Origin of the sequence: Proteocatella sphenisci DSM 23131 (genome assembly GCF_000423525.1) — a bacterium.
GTDB lineage: Bacteria > Bacillota > Clostridia > Peptostreptococcales > Filifactoraceae > Proteocatella > Proteocatella sphenisci.
In genome coordinates this window covers 21,132-43,608 of record NZ_AUID01000017.1, presented here as the reverse complement: position 1 = coordinate 43,608, position 22,477 = coordinate 21,132, and the positions used below count along the sequence as shown (strand labels likewise).

The following is a 22,477-nucleotide window of genomic DNA, read 5'->3' as shown; positions in this document are numbered from 1 at the left end:
TAAAATTTTTGGAGGTCATAATGTACTTTACAATCTTTTTGGAAGTGGTTGCCGGACTAGGTTTGTTTCTTTATGGAATGAACTTGATGGGATCGGGACTGCAAAGAGCTGCAGGAGAAAAATTAAAATCAATTATTGGATTGCTTACAAAAAATAGATTTATTGCTGTTTTTGTAGGTATGTTTGTTACCGCTATAATTCAAAGTTCTTCCGCGACTACGGTCATGGTAGTTGGTTTTGTAAATGCAGGAATAATGCAGCTTAGCCAGGCTATAGGAGTAATAATGGGTGCCAACGTAGGTACTACTGTTACGGCTCAGCTAGTATCTTTTAATCTTGAAAATATAGCTCCGGTAGCTGTTGGAATCGGGATAGTAATGCAGATAGTCAAGAAAGGAACCAAATCCAAGAATTATGCAGATATATTAATTGGTTTTGGTATTCTCTTTGTTGGTATGATATATATGAAAGATGCGGTGAGGCCATTAAGAGAAATTGCCGCATTTAAAGATATGCTGGTTAACTTTGGCAGCAATCCAGTCCTTGGAATACTAATGGGTTTTGGTCTTACTTTGTTACTTCAGAGTTCCTCGGCGTCTATAGGTATTCTTATAGCTTTGGCGGCACAAGGCCTACTTCCGCTTTCGGCTGCGCTGCCTATTCTTTATGGAGATAATATAGGAACTTGTACAACGGCTCTTATATCCAGTATTGGGGCAAGTAAGAATGCTCGAAGAGCAGCAGTAATGCACTTGACGTTCAATGTTATTGGAACCCTGATATTCGCATTTGTCCTAAATGTTCCCATAACCTATATTGTAACTCAGCTTAATCCCACTGATGTAACAAGACAAATTGCAAATGCCCATACACTGTTTAATATAATAAACGTAATTATACAGTTCCCAATTGCTAATTTTATTGTTAAATTTGCTGAATTCGTTATACCAAGTGGTGAGGATGAGGTTGTTGGAATGGTTACACACTTAGATAAACGTATGCTTGAGACTCCTTCAATCGCACTTGAAAGTGCCTTTAAAGAATGTATAAATATGGGAATTCTTGCAAAAAACAGTGTCCAGATAGCAGTAGAAGGTTTTATAGAAAAAGATGCAGCAAAAGTTGAAAGTGTTTTTAAATACGAAAAAGACATAAATAAGATGGAAAGAGAAATTATAGACTATCTGATACATCTTTCTAATGCAGAAATATCACTAGAAGATCGCGTAGTGGTAGATGGGCTGTTTAATACAGTAAATGACCTTGAAAGAATAGGTGACCACGCTGAAAATATTGCAGAGTTGGCAGAAAACTCAATTGAGAACAACTTACCTTATTCATCAGAATCAAAAGATGAACTTTTAGATATGGTTGATAAAGTGCTTTATGCAGTTGAATCTTCTCTCGACGCTATGAGAACAGGTGATCTTGAAATAGCTAAAAGAGTAAGAGAATTAGAAGAACAAGTTGATATAATGGAGAAATCATGTAGAGCTGGTCATATATACAGACTGAATAATAATATGTGTAATCCTGAGTCTGGAATAATGTTCCTTGATGTAATAAGCAACCTGGAAAGAATTTCCGACCATGCAACTAATATTGCAGATTCTGTTGTTAATTCAATAGTATAAATATAAAAATACTGAGCTGAAGTGAATAAAACTTCAGCTTTAGTATTATTATTTTACTTAGGAAAGGTATAAAATGAAAAAAGGAGATATAATAATTATTATCATTGTCTTTATGATGGCAATAATATTTGGTCATTATGTCAGTACCGGAAAACTGGATGACACAAAAACTGTAATCATAGTTCAAGATGGTAAAGAAATACACAGATATAAAATTGATGAAAATTATGAAAAAACAATAAGAATAGAAAAAGAAGGTGAAATAAACATAATAAATATAAAAAATAGTAAGGTGAGCATGATAGAAGCCAACTGCCATGATGAATTATGTATAAAATCTCATGAAATATCAAGGGGTGGAGAAATGATAGTATGTTTGCCTCACAAATTATACGTAAAAATTGAAAATGATTCAGAATCAGGGGATTCAGAGAACGAGATTGATGCTGTCGCAAGTTAGGAGATAATATGAAAAAGACGAGAAAAATTACTTTTATGGCGCTAATGGTAGCCTATTCTCTTATACTTTATTTTATAGAGTCCATGTTGCCTGGACTTTACTTTATAGCACCAGGCGCAAAATTAGGACTTACAAATATTATTACACTTTCTCTATTATATATGACCAATATAAATGACGCATTTTTTATTCTCGTGATAAGAATTATAATGTCATCAATTTTTGGTGGTGGAATGTCTGCGTTCATGTACAGTATTTCGGGTGGAATTCTTAGTATGATGGCAATGTTCGTTATGAAAAAAATAAATTTTCCAGGAGTAAGTATTGTAGGAGTAAGTATTGTAGGAGCTGTATTTTTCAATATAGGACAACTCATAGTTTCTGCACTTGTTATTAAAAACATATCTATATTTGTTTACTTGCCAGTACTTATGTACATATCGCTTGGAACGGGAATATTGGTGGGCTATACTTCTAAATATATAATAGAGAGATTAAAATATAAAAATTTTTCATAATGACATATTGACTTTGATAGTAAAATTGTATTATAATTAAAGTATAGTAAATTACTATGAATTAATTATAACCGAAAGGGGGATTTAATTGAAATTATCCACCAAAGGTAGGTACGGATTAAAAGCAATGCATCAACTGGCTATGTTAGCTGATGAAAACTCTCCTATGCCTGTAAAGTTTGTTGCTGAAAAAATAGGTGTATCAGAATTATATCTTGAACAAATATTCTCAGTACTTAAAAAGCATGGTCTTATAAAGAGTGTAAGGGGGGCCCAAGGCGGTTATTTTTTGGCTAAACACCCAGATGAAATAACGGTTGGAAATGTACTAAGAAGCCTTGAAGGATCTTTTGCTCCATCGAATTGTGTTTTAGAAGACTCTGACTCAGCTTGTTTAAATGCTGAAGACTGTGTCACGAAAGTTGTATGGGAAAAAATGAAAACCAGTATAGACCAGTGTGTAGACTCTATAACACTTCAAGATATGCTTGATAAAAATATATAATTTTAACTATAAAGGAGACAAAGATATGGAATTTAGAAGAGTATATTTGGATAATTCTGCCACTACTCCAGTAAAAGATGAAGTAATAAATGAAATGGTAGATGTTTTAAAAAATTACCATGGAAATCCATCCAGCATCCACCAGTTTGGACAAGATGTAAAACCTCTGGTAGAAAAATCCAGACAAAGTGTAGCAAAACTCATAGGAGCACAATCTAATGAAGTATATTTTACAGCAGGTGGTTCTGAAGCAGACAACTGGGCTATAAAAGGGACTGCATTTGCTTTAAAGAATAAAGGAAATCATATAATAACATCAAAGATAGAACATCATGCTGTACTTCATACATGTGAATATCTTGAAAAATTTCATGGATTTGAAGTTACTTATCTGGATGTAAACGATAAAGGAATGATAAATATTGATGAGCTAAAATCATCAATTAGACCTACGACAATATTAATTTCCATTATGTTTGCAAATAATGAGATAGGGACTATTCAACCAATAAAACAAATAGGTGAAATATCAAGAGAAAATAAAATATTGTTCCATACTGATGCTGTGCAGGCTGTTGGAAATATAGAAATAGACGTAAATGAAATGAATATAGATATGCTTTCACTTTCAGGGCATAAAATTTATGCACCTAAGGGTGTTGGAGCGCTTTACATTAAAAAAGGAATAAAAATACACAATCTTATACATGGTGGAGCACAAGAAAGAAAACTTAGAGCAGGAACGGAAAACACGGCAGGGATAGCTGCTATTGGAAAGGCCTGTGAACTGGCATTTGAGAATTTAAACGATCATACAAAGCGTATAACAGAACTTAGGGATAAACTCATAAAGGGTGTATTAGAGAAGATTCCTCATACTATAGTCACTGGAGATAGAGAACAAAGACTATCTACAATTGCAAGTTTTTGTTTCAGATTCATAGAAGGAGAAGCTCTTTTACTAAGTTTGGATATGGTAGGGATTGCAGGTTCAAGCGGTTCGGCATGTACATCAGGAGCCTTGGATCCTTCTCACGTCCTTATGTCTTTAGGACTAACTCATGAAATTGCACATGGATCATTGAGATTAAGTTTGTCAGATTTCACAACTGATGAGGACATAGAGTATGTACTGGAAAAATTACCGGTGATTGTAGAAAGATTAAGATCAATGTCACCTTTATATGAGGCGTTTCAGAAGGGAGAAAATAAATAATGTATACAAAAGAAGTAATGGATCACTTTTCGAATCCACGTAATGTAGGAGATATTGAGAATGCGGATGGGGTTGGCGAGGTTGGAAACCCAAGATGTGGGGATATAATGAAGATATATCTGAGAATTGAAAATGACGTTATATTAGATGTTAAATTCAAAACTTTTGGATGCGGATCTGCTATAGCAAGCTCAAGCATGTCAACGGAGATGATTAAAGGCAAAACTATTTATGAAGCTCTTGATCTTACAAATAAAGAAGTAGCTAATGCTTTGGGAGGACTGCCACCAGTCAAGATGCACTGTTCAGTACTTGCCGAACAGGCAATTAAAAAAGCAATAAGAGATTACGCTATAAAAAACAATAAAGTAATACCGGGGCTTACTGATGTTGAAATAGTAGAAGACCATGATCATGGCGAAGAAGAAGAAGACTAATTATTCAAAAATTCCTATTGAAAAATCAATAAAGATGTTATAATATATATTATAAGTAAATAATAATATATTATGCTACTATGAAGAGGACCAGTAATTTTATTCGCTGATTACAGAAAAGAGATGGGTGATGAGAATCTCTACAGTAATATTATGAAGCTACCTTGGAGTTTCGTTGTGAAAGCAATGCGTTGATGACGTTATAATCTGGAGATGTTCATTTGAACAAATAAGGTGGTACCGCGAAATTTCGCCCTTATGAGATTATTCTCATAGGGGCTTTTTAACATATACACAGGAGGTAAGTTATGAAAGTAAATGAAATCAGATCGGCATTTCTTGATTTTTTTAAAGAAAAAGAGCACTATTTACAGGAGAGTTTTCCGCTCGTTCCAATAAATGACAAAAGTTTACTACTTATAAATGCAGGAATGGCTCCAATGAAAAATTATTTTATTGGAACAGAGACACCGCCAAGCAAAAGAATAGTAAGCTGCCAAAAATGTATAAGAACAGGAGACATTGAAAACGTTGGGATAACAGCAAGGCATGCTACATTTTTTGAAATGCTTGGAAATTTTTCTTTTGGTGATTATTTCAAGGATGAAGCGACAAAGTGGGCCTGGGAGTTTGTTACTGAACACCTTAAGCTAAATCCAGAGCTACTTTGGGTTACTGTATACGAAGAAGATGATGAAGCTCTGGAGATATGGGCGCAAAAAATTGGAGTTTCCAGAGACCGCATAGTAAAACTTGGTAAAGAAGATAACTTTTGGGAGATTGGAACTGGGACTGGACCTTGTGGCCCTTGCTCAGAGATATATATTGACAGAGGCGAAAAGTACGGATGTGGTTCAGATTCATGCAAGCCAGGATGTGAATGTGACAGATTTCTTGAGTTTTGGAATCTTGTCTTTACCCAATTTGACAAAGACGAACAGGGAAATTATAACAGACTGGAAAACCCCAATATTGATACTGGCATGGGTCTTGAAAGAATTGCGTGCATAATGCAAGGCGTAGATAGTATTTTTGATATAGACACAATGAAAAGCATAAGAGACCAGGTCTGTTTAATATCAGGCAAAGAATATAATAAAAATCCTCAAAATGACATATCTATCAGAATTGTTACTGACCACGTAAGAGCGGTCACTTTTATGCTCTGCGATGGTATACTTCCATCAAACGAAGGAAGAGGTTACATTTTGAGAAGGCTTTTAAGAAGAGCTGCAAGACATGGGAAACTGCTTGGCATAAATCAAGAATTCCTTTGTGACTTGTGCGACGTTGTAATTGCTGAATTTGAAGAGGCGTACCCTGAACTTGCTGAGAAGAAAGAATATATTAAAAAGATAATCTTAATTGAAGAACAAAAATTTATTGAAACCATAGATCAAGGCCTTACTATACTTGAAGATTTAATGAAAAATCTTGATAATAATAAATTCGAAGTACTTTCAGGAGAAGATGCCTTTAAATTATATGATACATTTGGGTTCCCAATCGAAATGACTGAGGAAATACTACAAGAAAATTCTAAAAGGGTAGACCGAGAAGAGTTTGAAAGACTTATGGATGGACAAAGAGAAAAAGCAAGGACTGCAAGATTAAATCAAGAGAATGAAGGATGGAAAAAAGACAATCTTGACATACCTTCAGACATAACTACAGAATTCGTTGGGTATGAATCTACACAGGCAGATGTTAAAGTTTTGTATATAAACAATGCAAGTGATGGATCAGACGTTGTGAAAGCTGGAGAAAAAGGAATTGTGATATTTGATAAAACACCTTTTTATGCAGAAGGTGGAGGTCAGGTAGGAGATAAAGGTAAGTTGTCCTCAAGTGAAGTCGATGCATGTATTGTGGACACACAAAAAAGTACGGGCACAGTTGTTATTCATAAGGTTGAAGTAAATCGTGGACAACTTAAAGTGGGAGATTCGCTCAAAGCTCAAATTGAAGAAGTTAAGAGAAAAAGTATTCAGGCCAACCACAGTGCGACGCACTTGCTCCACAGAGCACTAAAAATGGTCCTGGGAGAGCACGTGGCGCAAGCGGGGTCTTATGTTAATGACAACAGGTTAAGGTTTGATTTCACCCATTTTGAGGCGCTTACAGAGCAGGAACTGGATAGTATATCTGAAATTGTAAATAATGCCATATTAAAATCATATAAAGTGAAACAAGAGCATATGTCTATTAAAGATGCGAAAAAGGCAGGTGCTACCGCGCAGTTTGATGAAAAATATGGCAACGAAGTCAGAGTTGTAAGCATGGGAGATTTTTCTATGGAGCTTTGTGGAGGAACCCATGTTGACAATACTTCAGAAATAATGGGATTCAAAATACTGTCAGAAAACGGTGTAGCAGCTGGAACAAGAAGGATAGAGGCTGTTACTGGAAAAGGTGTCATGGATTATCTTAAAGAAAAAGAATTGAAATTAAACGCTATCACTGATATACTAAAATGTAAAGAGATAACAGTGATTTCCAGACTTGAACAAATAGTTGAAGAAAACAGAAATTATAAAAAAGAAATCGAGAAATTAAAGAAAGATATTGCTATATCTCAAATGGCGGATTTAATTAATACAGCAGAAAAATTCAAAGGAATCAAACTGGTAAGAAAATCTTTTAAAGATATGTCAGCCGAAGATTTGAGAAATACTGCTGAATTGCTTATAGATAGAGATGATAATATGGTTGTTTTATTAGCCAGTGAATCAGAAGGAAAGATTAATTTTGTTTGTGCAGCAGGAAAAATGGCTCAATCTCGTGGAGCTCATGCAGGTAAAATTGTTAAAGAAGTTGCTGCCATAGCCGGTGGCGGCGGTGGCGGAAAGCCGAATTTTGCCCAAGCTGGAGGTAAAAACTCTGAAAAACTTGAAGATTCAATGAATTCGGTTTTAGATATTGCAAGTGCACTCATTGCCGATTAGGAGGTATTTTTATGGATAATAACAATATGGATTTCACTATGAAATTCGAAGCACAAAAAGAAAATGAATTTTCAGAGAGAGAAATAGTAGAAAAAGTTTACAAGGCGTTGACTGAAAAAGGTTATAATCCTGTAAACCAATTGGTTGGATATTTTCTTTCAGGAGACCCAAGCTACATCACAAGCCACAACAATGCCAGAAGTTTAATAAGAAAATTCGAAAGAGACGAACTACTCGAAGAAATTATAAGAGCATACGTTGAAGGAAAATAATGTTATATAATAATTTGGGCAAGACAGGAATTGAAGTTTCAAAGCTTTGTTATGGGTCCCTCACGCTGGGGCCCATGCAAACCGATATGTCATTGGATAAAGGAAGCGAACTTATTTGTAATGCCTTTGACCAGGGGGTTAACTTTATTGATACAGCCCAAAGTTATGGTACTTACAAATATATAAGAGAATCCTTAAAAAAAATAGAACGATCAAAATTTGTAATATTTACAAAAACCTATGCATATACGAAAAAGCTGGCTGAAGAAGCTTTGAAACAAGCTTTCGATGAAATTGGAATAGATTATATAGATGGATTTTTGCTTCATGAACAAGAGAGTGAACATACACTCAGGGGTCACTATGAGGCAACAGAATATTTTTTAAAGATGAAAGAAAAAGGATATATAAGATCTTTTGGTATTTCGACACATAATATTGCTGGCGTTAAGGGTGCAATAAAGTCGGGCTATGTAGATGTAGTGCACCCGCTTTTTAATAAAGCCTCAATTGGTATTGGTGACGGAGAAAAAGAAGAAATGTATCAAGCTATTATTGAAGCTAAAAATAAAGGATTGGGTGTATATTCGATGAAACCTTTGGGAGGTGGAAATTTAATTGACACCTACGAAGAATCACTAAAATATGTGCTTGAAAAGCAATACATTGACTCTATTGCGATTGGGATGCAATCCAAAGAAGAAATTCTTGCCAATGTACAGATGTTTGATAGGGGCTATGTGGATGCTTCTTTAAAGGAAAATTTAAAAAATGTAAATAGAAAACTTCTTATAAATGACTGGTGCATTGGATGTGGAAAGTGCGTAAAAAGATGCAATTATGGTGCAATTAAACTAATTGAGAATAAAGCAGTAGTAGATCATGATAAATGTATCCTATGCACGTATTGTGCAAAAGAATGCGCAGATTTTTGTATAAAAGTAATTTAGGATAGGTGATAATTTGAAATTAATGGCACTCGATGTAGGAAACAAAAGAATAGGAGTCGCTTTAAGTGATGATCTCCAAATTCTTGCACAACCCTTATATACAATCCACAGAAAAGGGATTGAAAAAGATATTGAAGAAATTATAAATATAATAAAAGAAAAAAATGTTGAAGAAGTTGTAGTTGGGCTACCCAAAAACATGGACGGAACTACTGGTTTCCAGGGAGAAAAAACTTTAAAATTTGCAGAAATTTTAAAGGAAAAGACAGATATACCTGTTTTAATGTGGGACGAAAGAATGACTACTATTTCAGCGAGAAAAATAATGATCGAAAACGAAGTTAAACAAAAGAATAAAAAAAATCTTGTAGATACTATAGCGGCAGTAGTAATACTTGAAACATATCTAAATAAAAAGAACATGGAAAGAGGATAAGATGGAAAATTTTGAAGAAATAATAACCTTGTTGGATGAAGAGGGAAAAGAAATAGAGTTTGAGCTTATAATGAGTATTGAGGCAAATGACAACAATTACGCTATACTTGCGCCTATTGAAGAAACTGATGATGAGGACGAAGCTTATATTTTCAGGATAGAAGAAGATGAAAATGGAGAAATGGTTTTAGAGGCAATAGATGACGATGAAGAATACGAGATGGTTGTAGCGGTTTACGAAACGCTTGTAGAAGAAGAATAATATTTATGTCTGATTAAAAATATTTGCAGTAATAATGGACAGTTGGTGCAAAATGGATAATGAATTAAAAACTTTACTTGATAGTATGAAGAACCATGGTTATAAACTTACTCCGCAAAGAAAAGAAATATTAAAAGTGTTGATTTCTTCGAGTGGGGAACACTTAACATGTGATGAAATATATGAGACTGTCAAAAAAGCATGTCCAGAAATGGGGATAGCTACAGTTTATAGAACCTTACAGATACTTGAGAGTACAAAAAAAATAAATAAACTTAATCTTGATGATGGATACGTGAGATATGAGTTAAACCTTAATGATGAAACGCATAACCATCATCATTTGATTTGCAAAATATGTGGAAATGTAGCAGAGGTCCGGGTTGATTTACTAGAAGACCTTGAAAATAATATTGAAAAAAACTATGATTTCAAAATTGTGGACCATGACCTGAAATTTTTTGGCATATGCAGCAAATGTAAGAATTTAGAATAAACATAAAAGGAATATGTCACTAATTACCGATTATAGTTTAGGTGATTAGTGATTTTTTAGAATACAGGAGGAAATTAATGGCAAAGAAAACTGCGAAACTTAAAGTTATACCTTTAGGTGGAATGCAAGAAATTGGAAAGAACATGACCGCAATAGAGTATAAAAACGAGATACTCATAATTGACGGAGGCATGGGTTTTCCAGAAGACGAGATGCTGGGAATTGACATAGTCATACCAGATATAACATATTTAACAAAAAATGCGGCTATCATAAAAGGCTTGGTAGTAACGCATGGTCATGAGGATCATATTGGTGGCATACCTTATCTTTTGAAAAAATTAAATGTACCAATATATGGATCGAAATTAACGTTGGGATTAATAGCTAACAAACTTAAAGAGCATCGCATAACCAACGCGGAATTGAACGAAGTAGAAATAGGTTCAAATGTTAAAGTAGGAAGCTTTGGAGTTGACTTTATAAGAGTCAACCATAGTATACCCGATGCTTGTGCATTAGCGATTCACTCAGGAGCTGGAATAATATTTCACTCAGGAGATTTTAAAATTGACTACACTCCGATTGATGGCAATGTAATGGATTTTCAAAAACTTGCAGAGCTAGGTAAGGCTGGAGTAACACTTATGATGTGTGAAAGTACAAATGCCGAGAGAGAAGGCCATACAGTTTCTGAAAAAGTTGTAGGAAAGACATTTGACAGTCTTTTTGCAGACATAAAGAAAAATAGGATTTTTGTTGCAACATTCTCATCAAATGTGCACAGAGTGCAGCAAATTATTGATTCAGCGGCAAAGTATAATAGAAAAGTTGTAATTTCAGGAAGATCCATGCTCAATACTATTGGTATTGCCCAATCGCTTGGTTATATTAATATTCCAAATGGGACATTGATAGATATAAACGAAATGAATAGATACGGGGATCATGAGCTTGTTATCCTGACTACTGGATCACAGGGAGAACCCATGGCTGCTCTTTCAAGAATAGCTGCTAAAGAACATAAAAAAATTGTAATTAAAAAAGGTGACGTTGTAATAATGTCATCTCATCCTATACCAGGAAATGAAAAAGGCGTATCTAAAGTAATAAATCAGTTGTTTGAAAATGGAGCTGAAGTAATATATGAAAGCCTTCAAGAAATCCACGTTTCAGGACACGCATGCAGAGAAGAATTGAAGCTGGTACACAGACTTATAAAACCTAGATTTTTTATGCCAGTACATGGTGAATACAGACACTTAAAACAACATGCAAGGCTTGCTATGGAATTAGGGATGCCTGAAGAAGATATTTTCATGATGTCAAATGGACAGACTTTAGAGCTAGACAAAAAGTCGTGTGCCATAGGAGGAAGAGTACCTTCAGGCAATATACTTGTTGATGGACTTGGAGTTGGGGACGTTGGAAATATAGTATTAAGAGATAGAAAACACCTTTCAGAAGACGGGCTAATAGTAGTAGTAGTTTCTATGTCAGGTGAAGATGGAAGTGTGGTTTCTGGTCCAGATATAATTTCAAGAGGATTTGTGTATGTAAGAGAAGCTGAGGAGCTTATCGAAGAATGCAGAGTGATAGTTAAAAAATGTCTGATCAGATGTGAAGATAAAAATATCAGAGAATGGTCATATATAAAAAACATGATCAGAGAAGATTTGAAAAAATTCCTTTTTGAAAAAACGAAAAGAAATCCTATGATTCTTCCAATAATAATGGAAGTATAAAAAGGAGAAGTGATGTTAGAAAACTATATTTATAATTTTCTTGTTATATTACCTGGTATAATTATTGCCATATCCTTTCATGAATTTGCACATGCAGCTGTTGCCTACGCAATGGGAGACTCTACTGCAAAAAACAATGGAAGAATGAGCATAAACCCTATGAGTCATATTGACCCTATAGGGTTCCTTATGCTTATTATAGCAAGATTTGGTTGGGCAAAGCCTATACCGGTTAATGAGAATAATTTTAAAAACAGGAAGCTTGGTAATTTCCTTGTTTCTATAGCTGGGATTAGCATGAATATTGTAATTGCAATAGTGACTTATATATTTTTACACTATACAAGTAATATTTTTACCAGCCCGGCCTACTATAATGTCATGTATAGTGTAGTAGGTATAAACATATCGTTTGCAGCTTTCAATCTTTTGCCTATTCCGCCTTTGGATGGATCTAAACTTTTGCTTTCGGTTATTCCAGTTAAATACAGATTCATTGTATATAAATATGAAAATTACGGTACGCTGATACTTATACTCTTAATAGTTACCGGTACTCTGGGAATGGTTTTAAATCCCATAGTAAACATAATTATTACTTTTATAAATTCAGTTGTAAATATTCTGTTATAGGAGTAGCTGCATGCAAATATCTCTACAAAATATAGACTTTACAGGACCTTTGGATTTACTTTTGGAGCTGATCAAAAAGAATAAATACGAGATAAAAGATGTATTGATAATAAATATCATAAACCAATATTTAGAAGTTATTAAAGATATGACTTCGTCGCAACTTGAAATCGCCTCTGAGTTTATTGTTATGGCAGCTTCGCTTATGGAAATCAAATCAAGATACCTTATTTTTATAAATGACCAAGAATCCGAAGATCCAGGTAAAGAACTAATAGATATACTTGAAACGTATAAATATTTCAAAGACAGAGCGTATATGATGAAAGAAATGTATGAAAATACGCCATGGTCTTATACAAATAAAGGATATGAGGTTTTCACTGAGAAACATCTTGATCTCTCAAAATATACCGTTAATGATATCTATAAATCTTTCACAGGTATCAACAGGCAGACCGCCATCCCAAGACCACAGATTATAAGCTTTAAAAAAATATCAGTAGATGATAAAATAAGAGAGATTCAAGAAATTTTGGAAAAAAATGCCAAAGTATACTTTGAAAGAATCCTAAATACAGATGAAAAAGATGAGGTGGTAGCATCACTTCTTGGAGTATTGGAGATGGCAAAAGATCAAAAAGTAGATATACATCAAAAAAAAATATTTGAAGAAATATTAATAGAAAGGCTGTATTCTATATGACAACAGAAAAAATAAGCGGTATAATAGAATCTGTGCTTTTTGTATCTTCAGAATCAATGGACATTAAAGATATTCAAAGTGTATTCCTTGAATCGGGAGAAAAAGACGTAAGCATGTCAGACATACTAAAAGCGATTAAAAATTTACAAGCTAAATATTTAAAAGAAGATTCGGGCTTAGAATTAATTTCTGCTCAGGATTACTACAGCATAATATCTAAAACAGATAATAATTATTATGTGGAAAAAATTCTTATAAAAATAAAAAAGAAATCACTTTCTCAGGCGGCTCTGGAAGTTTTAAGCATTGTCGCATACAAGCAGCCAGTGACAAAAGTAGAAATTGATGAAATAAGAGGAGTGAAATCAGACAGTGTAATTTCTAATCTGACAGACAATGGACTGATATATGAAAGCGGAAGGCTCGATAAAATTGGGAAACCAATACTATATAGCACTACAGAAAAGTTTTTAATTGAATTTGGTATAAATAATTTAGGTGAGCTGCCAGAACATTTTGAAGAAAGCTCATATCCAACGCAGATAAATATAGGAGAAAAATATGGGGAATGATGTGACTGGAAGTTATGTATTAGTAGCAATATATGTTTTTTCTGCATATCTGCTATTTAGAGCGGTAAAAATAGCGTTTTTTACAAAACTTGAAACTTTTGATGACTACCAGAAAAGATCTGCTCATTACTTTACCTATTTCAGAGCTAGAAATAAATCAATAGAGGTAATGAACAGGGCTCTAAAAAATCTGGATTTGAATGCAGAAGAAAAAAATGCGGCTTTATTTCAGATTGGAATACAATATCATTTTAAAAAAGATTACAAAAAAGCTGTCGAGTATTTTGATCAAGTATGGGGATATATTAAAAAATCAAAAGTTCCTTATGAAAAAATGCTTGCTTGTATCATTGTGTCAAATTATAACCTTGGAGACAAAGAAAAAGCCAGGACGATTTATCATACGTTGCGTCTTAAAGAAAAATATGACCCCAGGTTTGAGCAATTGTCATATCTGGAGAGCACGATTTTTAAATAGAAATATTTGGAGGAAAAATGAAAGAAATATACAGTTTTCTGGGTGATGTAGAAAAGCCCGGCAGATACATTGGAAGTGAACTTAATATTATAAAAAAAGAACCTCATGAAAAAATGATAAGATACGGTTTTATTTTTCCTGATGTCTATGAAATCGGTATGAGCCACTTGGGACTACACATACTTCACGGTGCTCTTAACGAACTTGAAAATGTCTGGTGCGAAAGAGCTTTTGCAGTGGGCGCAGACATGGAAGAAAAAATGCGAGAAAAATCAATTCCAATATTTACTCTTGAGAGTAAAACCCCTTTGAAAGAACTGGATTTTGTGGGCTTCACGCTTCAATATGAAATGTCTTACACAAATATCCTTAATATAATGGAAATTTCAGATATACCTTTGTTTTCTAAAGACAGAGGAGAAGAAGATCCAATAATAATGTTTGGCGGACCATGCGCTTACAATGTAGAACCAATCGCTGATTTTGCTGATATAGTTATGATCGGTGAAGGAGAAGAAACACTTCCAGAAGTGATGAATATATTTTCAAAATATAAAGAAAAAGCTTACCCAGGAAGAAAAAAAGATTTTCTTTTAGAAGTGGCAAGAAATGTAAAAGGAGCCTATATCCCTGCTTTTTATGAAGCGCACTATGATACAGATGGGAAATTTAAAGAAATCAAACCTATATATGAAGGCGTTCCACCAAAAATACAAAAACGTATAATAAGAAACATGGATGAAGTTTATTTTCCACAAAAGCTGCTTGTTCCTAATATAGATGTAGTTCATTCAAGAATAATGCTTGAATTATTCAGAGGCTGTACAAGAGGTTGCAGATTCTGCCAGGCTGGAATTATATACAGACCAATAAGAGAAAGAAGTAAAGAAAAGCTTCTTGAAATTGCAGAAACGCTTATAAGATCCACCGGTCATGAAGAAATTTCATTAACATCTCTGAGCAGTAGTGATTATACTCAGATAGAAGAATTGCTTGAAGAACTCGACCAAAAGTATTCATGTGAAAACTTAAGCTTGTCTTTGCCTTCACTAAGGCTGGATAACTTTTCTTTAGATATGGCACAAAAAGTTCAAAAAGCCAGACGATCAAGCCTTACCTTTGCGCCAGAAGCAGGTACTCAAAGGCTCAGAGACGTTATAAATAAGGGTGTAACAAAAGAAGATTTAATAAAAACTTCAAAAAAAGCATTCGAAAGTGGATGGTCAAGTCTTAAACTTTATTTCATGACCGGTTTACCTACGGAAACGTATGAAGATTTAGACGGAATAGCAGATCTTGTTTATTCAGTAATTGATGCAAATCGTGAAGTTAACAATGGAAGACTGTCTCCGAGATTTAAGGTTACAGTAGGAACCGCGGTTTTTGTTCCAAAACCTAATACTCCGTTTCAATGGTTTTCACAAGACACTCAAGAAACAATGAAAGAAAAACAGCGATATCTGAAAGAAAAACTCAGACATAAGAATATTTCATATGATTACCATGATTACGATGTAAGTTTCCTTGAAGCTACAATGGCAAGAGGAGACAGGAGGCTATCATCAGTTATACACAGTGCATTTAAAAAAGGCTGTAAATTTGATAGCTGGCGCGAACATTTTAAATATGACTTATGGATGGAAGCTTTTGAAGAAAATAATATAAACCCATTTGATATCGCAAATGGAAACTGGGATACAGATCAACCACTAGCTTGGGATCATATAGATACAGGAGTTTCAAAAGCATTTCTTATCAGGGAATGGAATGAAGCGCTGAAAGAAAATACAACTGGAGACTGCAGAGAAAATTGTCTTGGTTGTGATATAAATACAGATATTGGGAAGGGACTTTGTTAATGATTCTAAGATGCAGATTTACAAAATTAGGTGATATTGCATATATATCACATCTGGATTTACTGAAAATTTTCATTAGAGCGCTGAGAAGATCCAATATAGAAGTTTACTACAGCGAAGGATTTCATCCTCACCCTAAAATCAGTTCTTCTTCAGCACTGAGCCTGGGTATACAAAGTTATGCTGAATTTATGGATATAGATATAAAAAATGAGGATGACAGGGCTTCTTTTGTGCAGAGGATGAATGATTCTCTTCCCGAAGGAATAGATATAGTTGAATGTAAGGTTATAGAGAAATCAGAACCGCTGACCAAATTGATGAGCCATAGCCTATACGAGTTTGACTTTGATGTTGAAACTACTGGCATTTCAGAGATTATAAAAGATGTGATGTCAAAAGAGGAATTTATTGTTAAAAAGAAAAACAAGAAAAAGCAAATCAAAGATGTGGATATAAGAGAAAGAATATATTCATTAGAATTTGATGCTGACAAAAATAAAATCAGAGCAATACTGATGAATTCACCTGAAGGCGCATTAAAACCGACAGACATGCTTAAAGCAATAAATGAAAGATATGATGAGAATATTTCTCCATATAGGATTGTAAAAATAGCTTCAATGATGGTGAAAGAAGATAGTATAAATATCATATAGACAGGGAAAAATATGAAATTACTAATTGAGAATACTTTGTTTTTTAATAAATATGCAGTTGTTGATGATAATAATAGTTTATTATTTATTGATGTAGTTGAAAAAAATAATGATGTGAAACTAGATGATATCTTTATTGGAGAAACGGTAAAAGTTGTTAATGGTCTTAATGCTGCATTTGTAAACATTGGGGATAACACAGGGTTTTTGCCACTAAAAAACGACAAGGTTGTAAATGGCGATAAGATAATTGTACAAGTAATAAAAGAAGGTAATATATCAAAAAAACCCAAGCTTACACAAGATATTACCCTGAGGGGTAAATATATTGTTCTGCTTCCAAATGAAAAAACAATTAAAGCTCCTAAGGCAAAAAAACTTGAAGGTGAAAATATAATAGAGAAATTAAAATTAGATTACCCTGAAATTGGGATGATTCTAAGAACTAAATCCCTCGAAGCTCCTTACCCCGATGTTAGAGCTGAGATAGATACTCTCATTCAAAAATACGAATCATTTGTATCTAAGAAAACTCATGGCGAGAAACTATCTCAAAACGATATAGAAAACAAAGTTGATCAGCTAATAGACAAATATGATATAAACGATGTATTAACAAATGACCAAAACTATTATATAATGAATAAGAAAAAGTTCATAAATATGAATTTACAAATAAGGTATGTACAAGACTATTGCTTTAATCACAACGGTGTAAATATAAATAGCCTCATAAAACAAAAATTTGAATTTAATGATTTTAGTATTCAGATGGATAAAACAGAAGCAATGACTGTAATTGATGTTGATTCAGGATATATGGATAACAGCAGGCTCAAAGAAAGCAAATTTTTTGAAATAAATAAAAGTGCAATTTCAAAATCAATAGAACTGATAACGCTTCTTGACATAGGAGGAATAATCCTGATCGACTTAATAAACGTTTCTCAAGACTTAAGAGAAATGCTCGATGATTATGTATCAGGCTTAGTTAAAAAACAAAAAAGACACATGAAGCAATCGAAAATTACTAAGAATAGTCTTTTAGAAATAATTTGTCAAAAATCCAGTATGAGTTTAACTGAAAAATTAACCCAAAAATGTCATTTATGTCAGGGCAGCGGTCTGCTTTACAGTGATGAATATTTACTTGACGAATTTGAAATTACACTCAAGAATAAGATTAATAATACAGATAAGAAACAATACACAGTATTAGTCCCTGCTTACAGATATGATAATATAAGACTGAAGCTCAAACAATTAGAAAATCTCCATGAATGTATATTTTATTATGAACATTCAGATGATATTTTACATGAAATCAAAATCAAATAACCTAAGGAGAACAAAAATGGGAGTTGAACAATTAATAATACCCGAAGGCTACAAAAGTAAGCTCGATATTATGGAAACTGAAGTAGCTATAAAAATCTTAAAAGATAAATTTGAAAAAGAGTTGGCTAAGAAGTTAAATCTTACGAGAGTATCAGCTCCACTTTTTGTGAAAAAATCAACCGGACTTAATGATGACCTTAACGGAATAGAAAGACCTGTAGGATTTGACATGCTTGAAACAGGACATGATGTTGAGATTGTCCAGTCTCTTGCTAAGTGGAAGAGAATGGCTCTTTCTAAATATGGGTTTGAGCCAGGAACAGGGCTTTATACAGACATGAATGCAATAAGACGTGATGAAGAACTTGACAATATCCACTCGATTTATGTAGATCAGTGGGACTGGGAGAAAGTAATCAATAGAGCTGACAGAAATCTTGAAACTCTAAAATCTATAGTACATGATATATATGAGGTGTTTAAGGTTACAGCTCATCAGATGAATTACGAGTTTCCTCAGATTAAGACTGAACTCCCAGATGAAATACATTTTATAACATCACAGGAACTGTTAGAGCTTTATCCAGACAAAACGGCCAAAGAAAGAGAATATGAAATTGCCAAAAAGCACAAAGCAGTATTTATAATGCAAATTGGATGCAAGCTTTCTAATGGGGAAATGCATGATGGAAGAGCAGCAGACTACGATGACTGGAATTTAAATGGTGATATAATATTTTACTACCCAGTGCTTGATATAGCACTTGAGTTGTCATCTATGGGAATTAGAGTTGATTCAGATGCCCTTATAGAACAATGTAAGATAAGAAAACAAGAAAATAAGCTTGAATTTGAATTTCAAAAGAGTATAATTGAAGAGAAAGTTCCTTTTACCATAGGTGGAGGAATTGGACAATCCAGAATATGTATGTTTTTTCTTCAAAAAGCTCATATAGGCGAAGTCCAGGCTTCAGTTTGGGATGAAGAGATGATAATTAAATGCGAAGATAATGGAATTAACTTATTATAAGAATCAAGGGGCAGAAATGTACAGATTAGAAACAAAAATAGTGAATGAAATAGGATTTCATGCAAGGTCAGTGTCTGAATTCGTAAAAATTGCTGCAAATTATAAATCTGCAGTTTTTCTTGAATACATGGGTAGACCGATAAATGCAAAAAGTGTGGTAGGATTGCTTGCAGCAGCCATACCAAAACAAAGCGAAATTGCCATATATGCAATGGGGCCTGATGAAGAAAAAGTGGTAAACGAACTTGTAAAGTTTATTGAAAACAACTATTAGATTTATATTTAGGGAGGAATAGTTATGAATTACGAAAAAATAATGACAGAAATTAAATCCGTAAGGGAATTTAAGAAACAGGCAGTTGATTCAAATTTACTATCTCTTATAATTAAAGAAACAGAGCAGATAGACAGTATAAACAATAGTGATGTAAAGTTATCAGTTATAGAAGATGGAGAAAAATTCTTTAACGACTATGATGGAAAAATTGGGTATTTTGGGAAACTTATAAAAGCACCTAAGTATATATTAATATTTGGTAAAAATGACGAAAACACAAAATTCAAGGCCGGATACATGACAGAATGGATGAGATTCAGACTTCATGATAATGATCTTGGCAGCTGCTGGATAAGTGCAACCGCAGGAGTTGATTACAGTGAAACATTCAATATTAACGCTGACGAAACACTTATAGCATGTATAGGATTAGGATATGAATACGGTGGAGTTTTCAAAAAGAATACAGATAAAAAAGCAGAAAGAAAAGGGCCAGTAGAATTTGTATATGATAATGAATTTTGCAATCTTATAACATGGGAAAAATTATCACAAATGGGGCTTGAAGAAGTATTCTATCTTACAAAATTTGCACCTTCATGGGGAAATAAGCAGCCTTGGAGCTTTATTGTTGCAGAAAAAGAAGTATATCTGGTAATGGAAAAAACCGGTGAAGGTGACCTTGATTTAGAAACAGGAATTATAGCACTTTATTTTATAAAGGCTGCAGAAGCAAAAGGCATCAAAATAAATATGAAGGCCTTTGATATAGCAGATGGTATCAAAGTACCAGACACACAGGAAATAAAAATTAAATTCTATTTTTAAATAACAGGGACTAAAGGTCCCTTTTTTTATACAGGAGGTATAATGAATCTAAACTTATTAAACGAAGATCAGCGAAAAGCTGTAGAAACGCTTAATGGTCCAGTGCAGATCCTGGCGGGAGCAGGCTCGGGGAAAACAAGAGTAATAACCTACAGGATTTCAAATCTTATAGATAATGGAATATATCCTGGAGAAATATTAGCACTTACATTTACAAATAAAGCAGCAAAGGAAATGAAAATAAGACTATCAGAAATACTGAGCTGTGATGTTAATAGCATGTGGATAGGTACTTTCCACTCTATGTGTCTTAGAATATTAAGAAGAGATATAGACAAAATAGGATATAGCAGTAATTTTGTAATTTATGATAGTTATGACCAAGGCACTTTAATCAAAGAATGCATTAAAGAAGCTAACGTTATTTCTGATACTATGAAACCGTCATATTTTTCTTCAATTATTTCTAATGCTAAAGACGAGCTAATAACTCCACGTGAATATGAAGAAAAATATGCTATAGATGTAAAGACAAAATTCGCATCAAAAGTGTATGGGTTATATCAGAAAAAATTAAAAAAGAATAATGCAGTCGATTTTGATGACATCATAGTGCTCTCAATAAAACTTTTAAAAGAAAATCCAGAAATATTGGAATACTATCAGAACAAATTTAAACATATTCTAGTAGACGAGTACCAGGATTCAAACCATGCCCAATATATACTTATAAACCTGCTTGCAAAAAAGTACAGAAACCTTTGCGTTGTTGGAGACGACGACCAGTCCATATATGGCTGGAGAGGTGCAGACATAAGAAATATACTTGAATTCGAAAAAGATTACAGTGATGCAAAAATAATAAAACTCGAGAGAAACTACAGATCAACAGATACTATACTCGATGCGGCAAATGCAGTAATAGAAAAAAATACAGGTAGAAAAAATAAAAAACTCTGGACAGACAAAAATAGCGATGTGAAGATTGAAATAAAGAAAAACTATAGTGACAAAGATGAGGCAGTCTACGTTGCACAAGAAATCAAGAAGCTAGAGGCTTTAAGAAAATACAATTTCAGTGATATTGCAATTTTGTACAGAACAAACGTACAATCCAGACTCATAGAAGAAAATCTCCTAAAAAAGACTCTCCCATATACCATATATGGAGGCTTGAAATTCTACGATCGTAAAGAGATAAAAGACGTTCTGGCATACCTGAAACTAATCAGTAACCCTTCGGACAACATTGCCCTCAAAAGAATCATAAATGTCCCCAAAAGAGGTGTAGGCGCTCGCTCTGTTGAAAAACTTGAAGCCAAAGCCAATATAACAGGAGAAGCTATATACAGCGCAATGATAGACCTTGAAAATGATGAGTTTTCATCAAAAATAAAAAATACAATGCGTAATTTTGTTATTTTAATAAATTCCTTCAGGAGCATGTCTGAAATAGTGACCATATCAGAACTTATAAAAAAAGTCATTGAAAATACAAATTACTTAAAAGAACTCGAGGATGAGGGAGACATCGAGTATCAGACAAGATTTGAAAATATTCAAGAACTGATGGCAGTTGCCCAGGAATACGAAAAAAATAATACCGATAAAAAACTTTCGGATTTTTTGACAGAAATATCCCTAAGTACAGATATAGATAATATGAATGATAGCGAAAACACAGTTACACTTATGACAATTCACAGTGCAAAAGGATTAGAGTTTCCAGTAGTATTTATGATTGGAATGGAAGAAGGCGTTTTTCCTATAAACAGGTCTTTAATAAATGAGTCACAGTTAGAAGAAGAAAGAAGACTGTGTTATGTAGGAATGACCAGAGCAGAAGAACTGCTCTATGTAACTTATGCAACAGAGAGAACTATTTTTGGTAAGACTACAAATCAGAGAGCCTCAAGATTTCTTGAAGATATACCATCAAAACTCTTGAACGGAAAATTAGAAGCTTCAAGAAACAAGGAATTTGAAGGATTTTCTCTATACAACAAATACAAAGAAAAATATAGACTCGAAAAAGCAGAGTCTTTAAAAGCTCCCGAAGAACCGGTAGAAGAATTTGATATAGCAACTAAGGTAAAACATCCTGTTTTTGGAAGTGGGAAAATAGTAGCAAAAAACAATGGTGTGTATACAATTGTTTTTGATGGAGTAGGATTAAAGAAAATAGATACCAGCTTCAAAAAATTAAAAAAAATAAACTAAG

At 33.6% G+C, this 22,477-nt stretch carries 24 protein-coding genes and 1 other annotated feature; all 24 genes read left to right on the top strand.

Going from position 1 to position 22,477, the window contains the following annotated elements; translation table 11 throughout:
- Positions 1-20: 20 nt before the first annotated feature.
- The 24 genes from G558_RS0107700 (at position 21) to G558_RS0107585 (ending at position 22,476) form a co-directional block, all read left to right on the top strand.
- Positions 21-1,634, top strand: a complete 1,614-nt coding sequence (locus G558_RS0107700; RefSeq protein WP_028829660.1) for a Na/Pi cotransporter family protein — start codon at positions 21-23, stop codon at positions 1,632-1,634.
- A 73-nt stretch (positions 1,635-1,707) separates the two neighbouring features.
- Positions 1,708-2,094 (top strand): NusG domain II-containing protein, encoded by a 387-nt coding sequence (locus G558_RS12730; RefSeq protein WP_051188584.1) that lies wholly within the window; start codon positions 1,708-1,710, stop codon positions 2,092-2,094.
- 8 nt (positions 2,095-2,102) lie between these two features.
- Complete coding sequence (locus G558_RS0107690; protein ID WP_028829659.1) at positions 2,103-2,612, top strand: Gx transporter family protein; 510 nt, start codon at positions 2,103-2,105, stop codon at positions 2,610-2,612.
- An 88-nt stretch (positions 2,613-2,700) separates the two neighbouring features.
- Complete coding sequence (locus G558_RS0107685; protein ID WP_028829658.1) at positions 2,701-3,117, top strand: RrF2 family transcriptional regulator; 417 nt, start codon at positions 2,701-2,703, stop codon at positions 3,115-3,117.
- Between the two features lie 25 nt (positions 3,118-3,142).
- A complete protein-coding gene (nifS, locus tag G558_RS0107680) occupies positions 3,143-4,333 on the top strand; it encodes a cysteine desulfurase NifS (protein ID WP_028829657.1) in 1,191 nt (396 codons plus the stop codon).
- Positions 4,333-4,770: a Fe-S cluster assembly scaffold protein NifU gene (gene nifU / locus G558_RS0107675; RefSeq protein WP_084502851.1), complete on the top strand. Its 438-nt coding sequence runs from the start codon at positions 4,333-4,335 to the stop codon at positions 4,768-4,770. Before nifS ends, nifU begins: the two co-directional genes overlap by 1 nt.
- 71 nt (positions 4,771-4,841) lie before the next feature.
- Positions 4,842-5,031, top strand: a binding site (T-box leader).
- 47 nt (positions 5,032-5,078) lie between these two features.
- Positions 5,079-7,715, top strand: coding sequence for an alanine--tRNA ligase (gene alaS, locus G558_RS0107670; RefSeq protein WP_028829655.1), 2,637 nt, complete (start codon positions 5,079-5,081; stop codon positions 7,713-7,715).
- A gap of 11 nt (positions 7,716-7,726) precedes the next feature.
- Positions 7,727-7,987, top strand: a complete 261-nt coding sequence (locus G558_RS0107665) for an IreB family regulatory phosphoprotein (protein ID WP_028829654.1) — start codon at positions 7,727-7,729, stop codon at positions 7,985-7,987.
- Positions 7,987-8,937, top strand: coding sequence for an aldo/keto reductase (locus G558_RS0107660; protein WP_028829653.1), 951 nt, complete (start codon positions 7,987-7,989; stop codon positions 8,935-8,937). The genes G558_RS0107665 and G558_RS0107660 overlap by 1 nt, the downstream gene beginning before the upstream one ends.
- Before the next feature lie 22 nt (positions 8,938-8,959).
- Positions 8,960-9,373 carry a Holliday junction resolvase RuvX gene (gene ruvX, locus G558_RS0107655; protein WP_330363820.1) on the top strand — a complete coding sequence of 138 codons (414 nt, stop codon included), beginning with the start codon at positions 8,960-8,962 and terminating at the stop codon, positions 9,371-9,373.
- A gap of 1 nt (position 9,374) precedes the next feature.
- Complete coding sequence (locus G558_RS0107650; protein ID WP_028829651.1) at positions 9,375-9,635, top strand: DUF1292 domain-containing protein; 261 nt, start codon at positions 9,375-9,377, stop codon at positions 9,633-9,635.
- Between the two features lie 52 nt (positions 9,636-9,687).
- On the top strand, positions 9,688-10,131 hold the full coding sequence (locus G558_RS0107645) for a Fur family transcriptional regulator (RefSeq protein ID WP_028829650.1): 444 nt from the start codon (positions 9,688-9,690) through the stop codon (positions 10,129-10,131).
- 77 nt (positions 10,132-10,208) lie between these two features.
- Positions 10,209-11,876 carry a ribonuclease J gene (locus tag G558_RS0107640; protein ID WP_028829649.1) on the top strand — a complete coding sequence of 556 codons (1,668 nt, stop codon included), beginning with the start codon at positions 10,209-10,211 and terminating at the stop codon, positions 11,874-11,876.
- 12 nt (positions 11,877-11,888) lie between these two features.
- The gene (locus G558_RS0107635) at positions 11,889-12,509 is read left to right on the top strand and encodes a site-2 protease family protein (RefSeq protein ID WP_028829648.1); all 621 of its coding nucleotides are present in this window, start codon (positions 11,889-11,891) and stop codon (positions 12,507-12,509) included.
- Positions 12,510-12,519: 10 nt separating this feature from the next.
- The gene (locus G558_RS0107630) at positions 12,520-13,215 is read left to right on the top strand and encodes a segregation and condensation protein A (protein ID WP_028829647.1); all 696 of its coding nucleotides are present in this window, start codon (positions 12,520-12,522) and stop codon (positions 13,213-13,215) included.
- The gene (gene scpB, locus G558_RS0107625; RefSeq protein WP_028829646.1) at positions 13,212-13,787 is read left to right on the top strand and encodes an SMC-Scp complex subunit ScpB; all 576 of its coding nucleotides are present in this window, start codon (positions 13,212-13,214) and stop codon (positions 13,785-13,787) included. The genes G558_RS0107630 and scpB overlap by 4 nt, the downstream gene beginning before the upstream one ends.
- Positions 13,777-14,265: a tetratricopeptide repeat protein gene (locus G558_RS0107620; RefSeq protein WP_028829645.1), complete on the top strand. Its 489-nt coding sequence runs from the start codon at positions 13,777-13,779 to the stop codon at positions 14,263-14,265. The genes scpB and G558_RS0107620 overlap by 11 nt, the downstream gene beginning before the upstream one ends.
- 17 nt (positions 14,266-14,282) lie before the next feature.
- On the top strand, positions 14,283-16,124 hold the full coding sequence (locus tag G558_RS0107615; protein WP_028829644.1) for a TIGR03960 family B12-binding radical SAM protein: 1,842 nt from the start codon (positions 14,283-14,285) through the stop codon (positions 16,122-16,124).
- Positions 16,124-16,783 carry a TIGR03936 family radical SAM-associated protein gene (locus G558_RS0107610; protein WP_028829643.1) on the top strand — a complete coding sequence of 220 codons (660 nt, stop codon included), beginning with the start codon at positions 16,124-16,126 and terminating at the stop codon, positions 16,781-16,783. The genes G558_RS0107615 and G558_RS0107610 overlap by 1 nt, the downstream gene beginning before the upstream one ends.
- A gap of 12 nt (positions 16,784-16,795) precedes the next feature.
- A complete protein-coding gene (locus G558_RS0107605; RefSeq protein WP_028829642.1) occupies positions 16,796-18,121 on the top strand; it encodes a ribonuclease E/G in 1,326 nt (441 codons plus the stop codon).
- Between the two features lie 16 nt (positions 18,122-18,137).
- Entirely contained in the window at positions 18,138-19,151 is a 1,014-nt protein-coding gene (gene asnA / locus G558_RS0107600) for an aspartate--ammonia ligase (protein WP_028829641.1), read from the top strand.
- A 16-nt stretch (positions 19,152-19,167) separates the two neighbouring features.
- Positions 19,168-19,425 carry an HPr family phosphocarrier protein gene (locus tag G558_RS0107595; protein ID WP_028829640.1) on the top strand — a complete coding sequence of 86 codons (258 nt, stop codon included), beginning with the start codon at positions 19,168-19,170 and terminating at the stop codon, positions 19,423-19,425.
- 24 nt (positions 19,426-19,449) lie between these two features.
- Positions 19,450-20,256: a nitroreductase family protein gene (locus G558_RS0107590; protein ID WP_028829639.1), complete on the top strand. Its 807-nt coding sequence runs from the start codon at positions 19,450-19,452 to the stop codon at positions 20,254-20,256.
- A gap of 42 nt (positions 20,257-20,298) precedes the next feature.
- Complete coding sequence (locus tag G558_RS0107585; RefSeq protein ID WP_028829638.1) at positions 20,299-22,476, top strand: ATP-dependent helicase; 2,178 nt, start codon at positions 20,299-20,301, stop codon at positions 22,474-22,476.
- The last annotated feature ends 1 nt before the right edge of the window (position 22,477 follow it).